This window comes from Limnohabitans sp. TS-CS-82, from assembly GCF_002943475.1.
The window spans coordinates 64913-77276 of the sequence record NZ_PTQX01000002.1; the positions used below are offsets into that span (position 1 = coordinate 64913).

Annotated in this window: 10 protein-coding genes and 1 riboswitch; of the genes, 1 reads left to right on the forward strand and 9 read right to left on the reverse strand. The window is 56.3% G+C overall.

Annotation, left to right across the window (positions count from 1 at the left end):
• Window positions 1-17: 17 nt before the first annotated feature.
• From C5F52_RS04845 to C5F52_RS04885, 9 genes are all read right to left on the reverse strand, one after another.
• Window positions 18-2186, reverse strand: coding sequence for a TonB-dependent siderophore receptor (locus C5F52_RS04845; protein WP_104797225.1), 2169 nt, complete (start codon window positions 2184-2186; stop codon window positions 18-20).
• A gap of 72 nt (window positions 2187-2258) precedes the next feature.
• Window positions 2259-2361, reverse strand: a riboswitch (TPP riboswitch).
• 23 nt (window positions 2362-2384) lie between these two features.
• Window positions 2385-3425 carry an NAD(P)/FAD-dependent oxidoreductase gene (locus tag C5F52_RS04850; protein ID WP_104797226.1) on the reverse strand — a complete coding sequence of 347 codons (1041 nt, stop codon included), beginning with the start codon at window positions 3423-3425 and terminating at the stop codon, window positions 2385-2387.
• A gap of 12 nt (window positions 3426-3437) precedes the next feature.
• Entirely contained in the window at window positions 3438-3764 is a 327-nt protein-coding gene (gene fdxA / locus C5F52_RS04855; protein WP_104797227.1) for a ferredoxin FdxA, read from the reverse strand.
• A gap of 97 nt (window positions 3765-3861) precedes the next feature.
• Window positions 3862-5124, reverse strand: a complete 1263-nt coding sequence (locus C5F52_RS04860) for a sulfate adenylyltransferase subunit 1 (RefSeq protein ID WP_104797228.1) — start codon at window positions 5122-5124, stop codon at window positions 3862-3864.
• Window positions 5124-6053: a sulfate adenylyltransferase subunit CysD gene (gene cysD / locus C5F52_RS04865; protein ID WP_104797229.1), complete on the reverse strand. Its 930-nt coding sequence runs from the start codon at window positions 6051-6053 to the stop codon at window positions 5124-5126. The genes C5F52_RS04860 and cysD overlap by 1 nt, the downstream gene beginning before the upstream one ends.
• Window positions 6054-6075: 22 nt before the next feature.
• Window positions 6076-6831, reverse strand: coding sequence for a phosphoadenylyl-sulfate reductase (locus C5F52_RS04870; RefSeq protein WP_104797230.1), 756 nt, complete (start codon window positions 6829-6831; stop codon window positions 6076-6078).
• Between the two features lie 46 nt (window positions 6832-6877).
• Window positions 6878-7249 carry a DUF934 domain-containing protein gene (locus tag C5F52_RS04875; RefSeq protein ID WP_104797231.1) on the reverse strand — a complete coding sequence of 124 codons (372 nt, stop codon included), beginning with the start codon at window positions 7247-7249 and terminating at the stop codon, window positions 6878-6880.
• Between the two features lie 37 nt (window positions 7250-7286).
• Window positions 7287-9071, reverse strand: a complete 1785-nt coding sequence (locus C5F52_RS04880; RefSeq protein ID WP_104797232.1) for a nitrite/sulfite reductase — start codon at window positions 9069-9071, stop codon at window positions 7287-7289.
• Window positions 9072-9092: 21 nt separating this feature from the next.
• Window positions 9093-9884: a sulfite exporter TauE/SafE family protein gene (locus C5F52_RS04885; protein WP_104797233.1), complete on the reverse strand. Its 792-nt coding sequence runs from the start codon at window positions 9882-9884 to the stop codon at window positions 9093-9095.
• Between the two features lie 230 nt (window positions 9885-10114).
• On the opposite strand from C5F52_RS04885, the gene C5F52_RS04890 reads away from it, so the two are divergent.
• Window positions 10115-12346: an NADP-dependent isocitrate dehydrogenase gene (locus C5F52_RS04890; protein ID WP_104797234.1), complete on the forward strand. Its 2232-nt coding sequence runs from the start codon at window positions 10115-10117 to the stop codon at window positions 12344-12346.
• Window positions 12347-12364 lie beyond the last annotated feature (18 nt).

Here is a 12364-nt window from a genome sequence, read left to right on the forward strand (position 1 = left end):
TTGACTTTACTTGATCTTTAGAGTCGAAATTGGACGGTGGCCCTTAAAGTGCGTGGGGCTCCGGGGTAGAGGTAGTAGTGGCCAAACTGTTTGGGCGATTCCCGCCAGTAACGCTTGTCGGCCACGTTATCGATGGCCAATGTCCAAGTGGATGCCACGTTGTTTACTTTTGTATCGTAGTGGGCCGACGCGTCGAGGGTCGTCCAAGCGGGAAGCTGGATATCGCCATTGCTTTGTTCTGTGACACCACGTTTTCCTTCGTGAGACAAGCGCAGCCCTGTGCGTAAGCCTGGGACGCTGCTATAGCGGTACTCAGCCATGCCACGCAAGATGTAGGCTGGGACATTCAGAGGACGTTCGCCATTCACGGAGGTGTCAATCACTGCGTTTTGTCGCTTGGCATTTATCCATGTGAAGCCACTGCCGAGCTTCCAGTTTTGCACTGAAGTGCTTCCACTCAGTTCGAGGCCTCGATGGCGAGCTTCCCCATCCATTTGACGGTTGACTAAGCTACCGCTTGCCGGCGCATCGCCCGCGGTTGGGCGGGTGATGTCAAACCAAGTGACCTGCCAGTTGCTGGCAGTCGTTTGTCCTTTGACGCCCACTTCACGCTGGTAGCTACGCAGCACGGGAAGCGCTTGACCCGCGTTGGCGTAAGTGCCGGTTTTGTTGGGGGTGACTTCGGTTTCTATGCCCTGGCCGTAGCTGGCGTATACCGTGACGCTTTGGTCGAGGGCATGGCTAAAAGCCACCCACGGCGTTGTCACGTTGCGTGCGTCTTGAACAGGGCGACTGCCATCGGTTCTCACGCTTTGTCGGTTCATTTGGATCTGGCGCAAGCCAAGCCAAGCGGAGGTTTGTTGCGTGAGGTGTACGCGGTCTTTGAGGGCGAACTCGTTTGAGTATTCGGTTCGATTGGTTGAGGGGGGGGAGTCTGTGTATGCGTACGTTGTGTCTACTTGATTTGAATATATGTTTGCCGAGCCTACATAGTTATTGGTTTGCGTCAAAGGCATTCTGTCCAATTGTCTTTGGCGCATAAAGCTGATTTTTAGATCATGTTTTTGTTGGCCGATGACGGTCGATCCAGAGAGTTCTGTTTGGACGGCCTCATTTAATCGTCGTTCGTTTTCGCTGCGCCAATCGTAAAGATCAAAGTCTCCATTAGATTTAAAGTTGGTCGCAATTCCGTAGTTATCCGCGCCAAAAGCAAACGACAAGCGGTCATCAGTTTTTAATCGCTGTGTGCCATATTGCGTCGTCCACAACCAACCATTGTCTAAGTTGTGTTTGAAGCGGACGCTGCCTGTGAATGCATCAAATACGCCAGGTTGTGATTTAGGCACGCCAGTCTGTGATCCAGCCTGGTAGGTGAAGTTTTTTGTCCCATCCACGGTGGGCGGGAGCTGGCCGCCAAGCAGGCTATAACCATTCACACCTATTTGCTCGCGATGACTTTGCTCGAATTCCCATTCCAGTTTGCTGTTGCCATTGATGCGCCAGTCCATAGCCAAAGCTACCAAGTCGCGATGACCCTTGGTATTTTTGATGTACGGATCTAGATCTTCATGAGCCACGTTGAAGCGGTAGCCAAAGTCAGCGTTTTCGCCGAAACGCCCGCCTAAATCAGCAGCAACTGAGCGGTTGTTGCCTTGTCCGTAGCTGAGGGTGATGTTGCGAATTTTCTGCTCGGCGTTGGTTGGCGCGCGCTTGACCACATAGTTCACCAAGCCACCGGGTGCGCTGGTGCCTGCCTGCATGCCGCTTGTGCCTTTGAGCAACTCGATGCGCTCTTTGTCATCCATCGGAATCATTGTTTCGGCACTGATGGGTAAGCCTTCGCGCTGGTAGTTGTAGCGGTTGTTGAGGGTGTAACCGCGCACGCTGAGCATGTCCCAATAGGCGGGAGAGTTGTAGCTGTCGGTGACCGATGCGTCCAGGCGCAGGGCGTCAGAGACGCGTTGCGCGCCAATGTCTTTCAGCGTGGCACTGTCAATGGTGGTGGTGTTGAACGGGAGTTCGTGAGCGGGCATATCACCAAAGCCAGACACGCGTGCGGGCAGTTTGTCGGTGATGGTGATTTCGGTCGGGTTTTGTTGCGCCCAAGCGGACGCGCAAGATGCAATGCACAGTGCAACGGCCGCGCGAACGCGCGTTGCTTTCAAGAATGGCGAATGGTTTGCCATGACGTTTCCTTAAACGTTATGACAGGTCGGCTGACTTTGAAACGAGTGTGTGCTCTGGTGAGTGAAGAGCCTCGTTGTAAGACCAAGCTTCCCTGCGCGAGGATTACCTCAATCAGGTTCAAAGGGACTTTCTCAGTCGAAGTCGGTGACGGCTTCAACACCCCTAGCGGATGCGTTATTGCTAACGCAGTGTGAATTTTAAACGAGTCCGAGCAAGCGGTGCAGCTCGGTCGATGTTGTCGTGTATTGCAACAGGGTCTTTCGTGTGGGGTGCACGATGGCGGCTGCACCAAAAGCGGTGAGAGTGGCTTCGTGGAAGCCACACAGGATGAGCTTTTTCTTGCCAGGGTAGGTGTTGATGTCGCCCACGGCAAAGATGCCCGGCACATCGGTGGCAAAGGTTTCGGTGTTGACCACCAGTTGCTTGCGCTCCATCGCCAAGCCCCAGTTGGCAATGGGGCCGAGCTTGGGCGAGAGGCCCAAGAACGCCACCACTTGCTGTGCCGAGCACTCGATCGTTTGACCATCTGGCGTCGCCACTTGCACGGCGTGCAGTTGGTTGGATGTGTTCAGCAAGGCGGTGGGTTGGCCGATTTGCAGTTGCAGCTTGCCGCTGGCCACCGCATCACGCATGGCTTGCAGCAGCAAGGGCTCGGCGGTGAACACATCGCGGCGGTGCATCAGGGTCATGCTGCGTGGTGCTTTTGTTTCGAGCGTGAGTTTCAACGCCGCCGCAACGGCAGACTCTTCGCCACCCAACACCACCACGTCTTGGCCCGCAAAGCGTGAGGCATCACCCAAGCGGTAATGCATATGCGTGCCTTCGAGTTCTGCGGCACCTTCTACGCTCAGCTTACGCGCTTGGAATGCGCCCACGCCTGCGGCGATGACCAGCACCTTGCAAACAAACTGTTGCTTGGCCGAGGTGCGCACCGAGATGAGGCCATCGTCTAAACGCTCAACCTCGGTCACCTCTTGGTTGAGGTGAAAGGTCGGCGCAAAAGGTTGGATTTGGGTTTGCAGCTGCGCCACCAACTCACGGCCTGTGCACACAGGGATGCCTGGAATGTCGTAAATCGGTTTGTCGGCGTACAGCTCCACGCACTGGCCGCCCACATGGGGCAGGGCGTCAATGATGTGGCTGCGAATGTCTTGCAGGCCGAGTTGAAAAGCCTGAAACAGGCCCACTGGGCCTGCGCCCACGATGACGGCATCGGTGTGAATCGCGGAGGCCGTCATAGGACGAGGTGCTTAGCGCTTGAGTTCGGCGAGTTTGCCGTTTTTGTCTTTCCATGCGTCGGCATCAGCCATTGGCGCTTTGCGCTTGGTGATGCTGGGCCAGCCGATGAGCGACAGCTCAGCGTTGAGCTTGGTCATGTGTTCTTGGCCTTCTGGCACATCTTCTTCGGCGTAGATGGCGTTCACAGGGCACTCAGGGATACACACAGCGCAGTCGATGCACTCGTCTGGGTCGATGGTGAGGAAGTTAGGGCCTTCGCGGAAGCAGTCGACGGGACAAACGTCCACACAGTCGGTGTACTTACATTGGATACAGGCTTCGGTGACAACGTGCGTCATGACAATTCAATCGATGGGTAAAAAGACGGCGCAACACACATGTGTTGCGCCAAGCCTATGATTTTAAACGGGATTCAATTCAGGGCTTTGAGCTGGCTTAGTTCACCAACACGGCGCCCGAGGTTTTGTGCGTGGCGGTGTCCACCAACACCAGCGCGCCCAAGATGCGCGACTGCTTGAAAGGCAGGGTGACCAAAGGCTCTTGCAGCGCCAAGGTCACGTGGCCAATGGCGTTAGGGGCCAGCTCGGTGGCTTCTTCTTCGGCCAAGGTGTTGACGTTCAGGCGGTGCACCACGCGTTGCACTTTGGCCTTGACCCAGCGGTGGCCGTGCAAAGCCCAGTAAACGCGACCAGCCACCAAGGGCTCGTCGTCCATCCAAGCGATGGTGGTGTTGAGCTGGCGTTGGCCTTCGGGGCTGCCTTCGGCGGCCAACAACCAATCACCACGTGACACATCCACTTCGCGGTCCAACACGATGCCAGCGCTGTGGCCAGCGGCTTTGTTTTGTGGCTCACGTGTGGCTGACAACACTTGCGACACCACCGCGGTTTGGCCACTTGGGAACACTTTGATGGTTTGGCCTGGCTCAATGGTGCCCGTGGCCACACGGCCCCAGAACACGCGGCGGCCTTGGGTGGTCACGCCAGAGTCGTGGAATTTTTCAACCCACTGCACGGGGAAGCTGAAGGCCACCTCAGTTTCAGCGGGCGTGTTGGGCAACTCTTCCAAGATGCTCAGCAAACTCGGGCCGGTGTAGCCGCACCAGTCGGCTTGGTCATTGTTTTCGGTGGTCACCACGTTCCAACCTTTGAGGGCGGACACGGGCACCATGGCCGTGATGGAAATGCCCGCTTCTTTGGCAAATTTGCGCAAAGCAGCTTCGATGTTTTTGTACGCCAGTGCGGGGTCTTCCACTGCATCGAGTTTGTTGATGGCAAACACGATGGAGGGTACGCGCAACAGGTTGACCAGCAGCGAGTGGCGGCGGGTTTGCGGCAGCAATTCGAGCGCTGGATTTTTCCAGTCGAGCTTGATGGCATCCACCAACACCACAGCAGCATCAGCGCTAGAGGCGGCGGTCACCATGTTGCGGGTGTATTGCTCGTGGCCGGGTGCGTCGCCAATGATGAACTTGCGTGCTTCGGTGTTGAAGTAGCGGTAAGCCACGTCAATCGTGATGCCTTGCTCTCGCTCGGCACTCAAGCCGTCAGTCAGTAAAGCGAGGTCGGTTTCGCCAGAGCGTTGAACGCCAGCCAAGTGGTCTTGCAACACCGCTTTGGTGTCCACCAGCAGGCGGCCAATTAGCGTGCTCTTGCCGTCGTCGACTGAGCCGCAGGTGATGAATTTAAGTGCGTTCATTAGAAATACCCGTCTTTTTTGCGCTTCTCCATCGAAGCCTCAGATGTTTTGTCGTCCATGCGTGTGGCACCGCGTTCGCTCACGTCGGCGGCCAAGGTCTCGATGACGATTTGCTCAGGCGTAGCCGCGTCGCTCTCGACCGGGCAAGTGCAAGTGATGTCGCCCACGGTGCGGAAACGTACATCGCGAATCTCTACCTTCTCACCGTCTTTGGGTGGCGTGAGTTCTGTCACAGGCACCAACAGGCCGCGGCGGTCCACCACTTCACGCTTGTGCGTGTAGTAGATCGAAGGCAGCGCGATTTTTTCGCGGGCGATGTATTGCCACACGTCGAGCTCGGTCCAGTTGGAGATGGGGAACACACGGAAGTGTTCGCCGGGCTGCAACTTGTGGTTGAACAGGGTCCACAGCTCAGGGCGTTGTGCCTTGGGCTGCCATTGGCCAAAGCTGTCGCGGTGGCTGAAGATGCGTTCTTTGGCGCGTGCTTTTTCTTCGTCACGGCGTGCGCCACCAATCAGCGCGTCAAAGCGGAATTCTTCAATGGCTTCAAGCAAGGTGACCGATTGGTGCACGTTGCGGCTCTCACCAGGATGCGCCAAACGCACGGTGCCTTTTTTCATCGAGTCTTCGACGCTGCGCACAATCAGCTCAGCGCCGAGTTCTTTGGCACGTGAGTCGCGGAAGTCCGTCACTTCCTTGAAGTTGTGACCCGTATCGATCATCAACAATGGGTAAGGGATGCGGCCTGCGCCAAACGCCTTCTCAGCGCACTTGAGCATGACCAGCGAATCTTTGCCGCCTGAGAACAAGAGGGTGGGGCGCTCAAAAGCGGCAGCGACTTCGCGCAAGATGAAGATGGTTTCTTCTTCCAGCGCATCGAGGTGGGTGTTGCTTAAGTGGTGCAACTCGTTTTGGGTTTTAGCGTTCATGACGTTTCTCGGTATCTAACTTTTATTTCTTCACGTGCAAGCCGCACTCTTTGGCGGCTTCGTCTTCCCACCACCAACGGCCCGCGCGAAACTCTTCGCCTAGGCTGATTGCCCGTGTGCAAGGTGCGCAGCCCACGCTGGGGAAAAACTGGTCGTGCAGTGGGTTGTAGTCCACGTTGTTCGTGGCGATGTAGTGCCACACATCGCCCCATGTCCATTTGGCCAAGGGGTTGAACTTGGTCAAATTCTTGGTCGTCACTTCGCTGTCGTCTTGCAACGGCACATCGGCGCGCGCTGTGGATTGTTCTTGGCGCAAGCCGGTGATCCAAGCGCGTTGGCCTTTGAGGGCGCGGGCGAGCGGTTCCATCTTGCGGATGCCGCAGCACTCTTTGCGCAGGGCTATGCTTTTGTACATCGCATCTTGGCCCTCTGTGCGCACAAACTGGATGACCGATTCATGCACAGGGCGATACACGTGGATGGGCGCACGTGAGGTGGCTTCTGTGCGCTCCAGCAAGGCCAAAGTCTCGGTGTGCAAAGCGCCGGTTTCGAGCACGAACACGGGAATGTCGAGCTTCAAGTTGTTGATGAGGTGGGTGATGACCACGTCTTCAGCGCCGAGGCTAGAAGCTTGCGTGACAGGAGAAAACTCAGCCGCTGCGCGTTGCAGCAAGGCTTGGGTTTCGGCCAGCTTGGCAGCGAAGTCGTCGCTGGCGCGAGCATTTAGCGTGGTGGCTTTGGACGTGCCGCCGGACGAGAGAAAAGAGGATTGGCTCATGAAAAGATGCAGCGTGTGTCGGGAGGATTGAAACCGTTCGTGCCGTTTACGCCACTTGAGCGAAATTAGGCACGGGCTGAACGGCATCGCCTTGGTAGAAAGCTTTGTAGTGCGTCAACAGCTTTTCGCCGTGTGCCGCGTCTTGGTCGTCGCGCAGCACGGCGCTAGAAAAACCGCTGCGTTGCATTTGCAGCAATTGGTCAATCAACACATCGCCATGGGCGCGGATGTCACCGCCAAAGCCGCGACGACGCAGCACAAACGCTTGGCTGAAAGCGCGACCATCGGTGAACTTGGGGAAGTTCAAATCGATGCGCTCCAAGCCTTCGAGGTCCAAGGTTTGCACGTCCACGTCGTTGGCCAACGCGCGTGCATTGACGCCGTCGGTGGTGTGTTGGGTAATGATTTGCAAGCTCATATTTATCTCGTATCTGTTTTAGGCTTAGGCCGTGTATTTAGTTGGCGCGTGCCGTGGTGTTGCGGGCCGAGTTGGCCGCCGCTTTGAACACATCAAAGCCCACACGGTTCAAAGTACGTGCAAAGGTCTCGTGGCCTTCGCGCTTGTCGCGGTAGGTGTCCAGCACGGCTTCCACCACATCCACCACTTCGGCGGCGGCGAATGACGGGCCGACCACTTTGCCTGCTTTGGCTGGGCCGCTCAAGAACGAGCCGTCCGAGCCACCGAGGGTGACTTGGTACCACTCTTGACCGTCTTTATCCACGCCCAAGATGCCGATGTGGCCGCTGTGGTGGTGGCCGCAAGAGTTGATGCAGCCGCTGATGTGCAAGTCAATCTCGCCCAAGTCAAACAATTCGTCCAGGTCTTGGTAACGCTCGGTGATGGCCGCTGCGATGGGGAGCGAACGGGCGTTGGCCAAGGCGCAGTAGTCGCCACCGGGGCAAGCAATCATGTCGGTCAGCAAGTGCACGTTGGCGCGTGCAAAGCCTGCGGCTTTGGCGGCTTGGTACAACTCGGCCAATTGGTCGATGCGCACCCAAGGCAGCACCAAATTTTGGTCGTGGTTCACGCGCACTTCGCTGGAGCTGTATTTCTCAGCCAAGTCAGCTGCAATCGCCAACTGGTCGGCTGTCGCATCGCCTGGTGCTTGGCCCAAGCGTTTGAATGACAGGGTCACCACGCGCAGGCCAGGGTTCTGGTGGCTGGTCACGTTTTGTTGCAACCAGCGGGTGAACTCTTTGTCTGCACGGGCCTGTGTCAGTAACGCTTGTTCGGCTTTCTCTTGGGCTTCGTCCGACACCACGTCCACGGGCGGCAGCACAAAGCAGGCGCTCACGCGGTCCAGTTCGACTTGCGGGATGGTGTGGTGTGCGCCGTTTTCCAAGATGCGGTCAAACTCTTCGTTGACTTCGTCAAAGTAGCGTTGGCCTTCGGCCTTCACCAAAATTTTGATACGCGCTTTGTAGATGTTGTCGCGACGGCCCCAGCCGTTGTATACGCGCACCACGGCTTCGAGGTAGTTGATGATTTGGTTCCAAGGCAAGAACTCACGAATGACAGTGCCTGTGATGGGCGTGCGGCCCATGCCACCACCCACGTAAATTTTGAAACCCACATTGCCTTCTTCATCGCGCAGCAGGCGCAGGCCAATGTCGTGCCACTCAATCGCAGCGCGGTCTTCGGTGGCGCCGGTGATGGCGATTTTGAATTTGCGGGGCAGGTAAGCGAACTCAGGGTGCAAGGTGCTCCACTGGCGCAGCACTTCGGCGTAAGGGCGTGGGTCGACGTCTTCGTCCACCGCAATGCCGGCACGCTCGTCACTGGTGATGTTGCGAATGCAGTTGCCGCTGGTTTGAATGCCATGCAGGTTGACGCTGGCCAACAGTTCCATCACATCGGCGCTTTTGTCCAAAGGAATCCAGTTGAACTGCACGTTTTGACGGGTGGTGAAGTGACCGTAGTTGGTGGTCAGCTTGGGCGCGTCAATACCGCCAATCTTGTCTTGGGTGCTTTGCGCGCGTTCGATCAGTTCAGCCGAAGGCGTGTCGTAGTCGCGGGCGATTTGGGCCAACACGCGCAGCTGTGCGCTGTTGAGTTCGCCGTAAGGCACGGCCACGCGCAGCATGGGGGCGTAGCGTTGCACGTACCAGCCGTTTTGCAAACGCAAAGGGCGGAAATCGTCGTCAGCCAATTTGCCAGCCAAGTTGCGGGTGAGTTGGTCGCGGTACTGTGCAGCGCGTGCTTTGACAAACTCTGAATCGAAGGCGGTGTATTGATACATCTAAGAACTCAAACGAAAAAATTAAGCAAAAACCAACTTGCTGCCAGCCCATGCCAGCAACACAGAAAGAATCGAACGAATCACGCGCTCAGGTGTTTTGTGCATCAGGCGAGAGCCCAACCAAATACCGGGTAAAGAGCCGGTCAGCAGCAGGCCCAACAAAGACCAATCCACCGAACCCAAAGATGCGTGGCCCAAGCCCGCCACCATAGTCAGCGGCACGGCATAGGCAATGTCGGCTGCCACGATGCGTGACAAAGGCAGTTGGGGATACAGGATCATAAGCACCGTCACGCCAATGGCGCCTGCGCCTACCGAAGTGAGGGTCACCAAGATGCCAATGGCAGCGCCAAACAACACGGGCAGGGCCCAGTGGCGGGGCTGGGTGGCTTGGCGCAAGTTTTCCTCGGCCAGAACCACGGGCGCTTGTTTGCCACGGATCACTTTGTAGAGCATGGCACTGGCGGTCAGCAGCAGGGCGATGCCTAGGGTGAGCGTCATCACTTTTTGCACAGCGGGGTCAGACGGACCAATGTTGTGCAGTACCCACAACGTGGCGCCCGCAGCTGGAATGCTGCCTGCGCACAAGGAAATCACCACGCGCCAAGGCACGATGCGTTGACGCGCAAAGCTGAACGTGCCGCCCGCCTTGGTGAAGGCTGCAAACAGCAGGTCGGTGCCCACGGCCATGTAGGGCTTGACGCCAAAGAAGAAGATCAAGATGGGCGTCATCAGCGAGCCGCCGCCCACCCCGGTCAAGCCGACGACCAAGCCCACAAAGAAACCCGCGAATACGAAACCAAAATCTTGCATGGCGTGGACTGTAGGTGGTCTTTATGCCAAAACCAACGATTTCTTAGTTGTACATATATGTCAAATTGGAATAAGGATTTTTCAGCGGGTCGTGGCGTAAGCAAAGCGCAGGGGCGATTGGACTAAAGTCGCGTGGATAATGTTCGCTTTGTTGTGCGTGGTTAACCGCCGCAAAACACAAGAAAACAGTATTTCTTTCACCCTATCCAAATAAAGAATGAGACCGAGCAATGGCTGCTGATAAATCCACAATCGTTTACACCTTGACTGACGAAGCCCCCTTGTTGGCGACCGCTTCGTTCTTGCCCATCATTCGTACCTTTGCCGCGCCTGCTGGCATCGACGTGGTGTCTAGTGACATCTCTGTGGCAACCCGTATCTTGGGTGAGTTCTCTGATCTGTTGCCCGAAGCGCAACGCGTGTCGCACAACTTGTCCGAGTTGGGCAAGCTGACTTTGAAGCCAGAAGCCAACATCATCAAGCTGCCCAACATCAGCGCCTCTGTGGGCCAGTTGACCGCCGCCATCAAAGAGTTGCAGTCCAAAGGCTATGCCTTGCCTGATTATCCAGAAGCTCCCACGACAGACGAAGACAAAGCCATCAAGGCTCGCTACGCCAAGTGCATCGGTAGCTCGGTGAACCCCGTTTTGCGTGAAGGTAACTCTGACCGCCGCGCCCCTCGCGCTGTGAAAGAGTTCGCTCGCAAGAACCCACACAGCATGGCCGACTGGAGCCAAGCCTCTCGCTCGCACGTGTCACACATGCACCATGGCGACTTCTACCACGGTGAAAAGTCTTTGACCTTGGACAAAGCCCGTGACGTGAAGATGGAACTCATCACCAAGAGCGGCAAAACCATTCTGTTGAAACCAAAAGTTTCTTTGCTCGACAAAGAAATCATCGACAGCATGTTCATGAGCAAAAAAGCGCTGGTCGAGTTTTATGAAAAAGAAATCGAAGACGCACACAAAACAGGCGTGATGTTCTCCTTGCACGTGAAAGCCACCATGATGAAGGTGTCTCACCCCATCGTGTTCGGTCACTGCGTGAAGATTTTCTACAAAGAAGCCTTCGCCAAGCACGCCAAGTTGTTTGATGAACTGGGCGTGAACGTGAACAACGGCATGGCCGATCTGTACAACAAGATCGCCACCTTGCCACAAAGCCAGCAAGACGAAATCAAGCGTGACCTGCACGCGTGCCACGAGCACCGCCCAGAATTGGCGATGGTCGATTCGGCCAAAGGCATCACCAACTTCCATTCACCCAATGACATCATCGTGGACGCTTCCATGCCCGCCATGATCCGCAATGGCGGCAAGATGTGGGGCGCCGATGGTCGCTTGAAGGACGCCAAGGCTGTGATGCCAGAGTCGACCTTTGCCCGTATCTACCAAGAGATGATCAACTTCTGCAAGTGGCACGGCAACTTCGACCCCAAGACCATGGGCACTGTGCCCAACGTGGGCTTGATGGCGCAGCAAGCCGAAGAATACGGTTCACACGACAAGACCTTCGAGATTCAAGAAGACGGCGTAGCCAACATCACCGACTTGGCCACAGGCGAAGTCTTGTTGAGCCAAAACGTCGAAGAGGGCGACATCTGGCGCATGTGCCAAGTCAAAGACGCTGCCATCCGTGACTGGGTGAAGTTGGCTGTGACCCGCGCACGCAACTCTGGCATGCCCGCCATCTTCTGGTTGGACCCATACCGTCCTCACGAGAACGAGTTGATCAAAAAGGTTGACTTGTACTTGAAAGACCACGACACCAATGGCTTGCACATTGAGCACATGTCTCAAGTGCGCGCTATGCGCTACACCTTGGAGCGCGTGAGCCGCGGCTTGGACACCATCTCGGTGACCGGCAACATCTTGCGTGACTACTTGACCGACTTGTTCCCCATCATGGAACTTGGCACCTCCGCCAAGATGCTTTCCATCGTGCCTTTGATGGCCGGTGGCGGCATGTACGAAACAGGCGCGGGTGGTTCTGCACCTAAGCACGTGCAACAGTTGGTGGAAGAAAACCACTTGCGTTGGGATTCACTGGGTGAGTTCTTGGCCTTGGCCGTGTCTTTCGAAGACATGGGTCTGAAAAACGGCAACGCCAAAGCCACCGTGTTGGCCAAGACTTTGGATGCAGCGACTGGTAAATTGTTGGATACCAACAAAAACCCATCGCCCAAAACAGGTCAGCTCGACAACCGTGGCAGCCAGTTCTACTTGGCCATGTACTGGGCACAAGAGTTGGCAGCGCAAACTGAAGACAAAGACTTGGCTGCCAAGTTCGCGCCTTTGGCCAAGAACCTGACCGACAACGAGAAGAAGATTGTTGACGAGCTCAATGCGGTTCAAGGCAAGCCTGTTGACATCGGCGGCTACTACCTGCCCGATGCTAAGAAGCTTGAAGCCGTGATGCGCCCAAGCGCCACGCTGAACGCTGCTTTGGCTAGCGTTTAAGCTTCACAGAGGTTCAGG

Coding starts and splice junctions, on each gene's coding strand:
- C5F52_RS04845 (WP_104797225.1), bottom strand. CDS start 2,186: ATGGCAAACCATTCGCCATTCTTGAAAGCAACGCGCGTTCGCGCGGCC.
- C5F52_RS04850 (WP_104797226.1), bottom strand. CDS start 3,425: ATGACGGCCTCCGCGATTCACACCGATGCCGTCATCGTGGGCGCAGGC.
- fdxA (WP_104797227.1), bottom strand. CDS start 3,764: ATGACGCACGTTGTCACCGAAGCCTGTATCCAATGTAAGTACACCGAC.
- C5F52_RS04860 (WP_104797228.1), bottom strand. CDS start 5,124: ATGAACGCACTTAAATTCATCACCTGCGGCTCAGTCGACGACGGCAAG.
- cysD (WP_104797229.1), bottom strand. CDS start 6,053: ATGAACGCTAAAACCCAAAACGAGTTGCACCACTTAAGCAACACCCAC.
- C5F52_RS04870 (WP_104797230.1), bottom strand. CDS start 6,831: ATGAGCCAATCCTCTTTTCTCTCGTCCGGCGGCACGTCCAAAGCCACC.
- C5F52_RS04875 (WP_104797231.1), bottom strand. CDS start 7,249: ATGAGCTTGCAAATCATTACCCAACACACCACCGACGGCGTCAATGCA.
- C5F52_RS04880 (WP_104797232.1), bottom strand. CDS start 9,071: ATGTATCAATACACCGCCTTCGATTCAGAGTTTGTCAAAGCACGCGCT.
- C5F52_RS04885 (WP_104797233.1), bottom strand. CDS start 9,884: ATGCAAGATTTTGGTTTCGTATTCGCGGGTTTCTTTGTGGGCTTGGTC.
- C5F52_RS04890 (WP_104797234.1), top strand. CDS start 10,115: ATGGCTGCTGATAAATCCACAATCGTTTACACCTTGACTGACGAAGCC.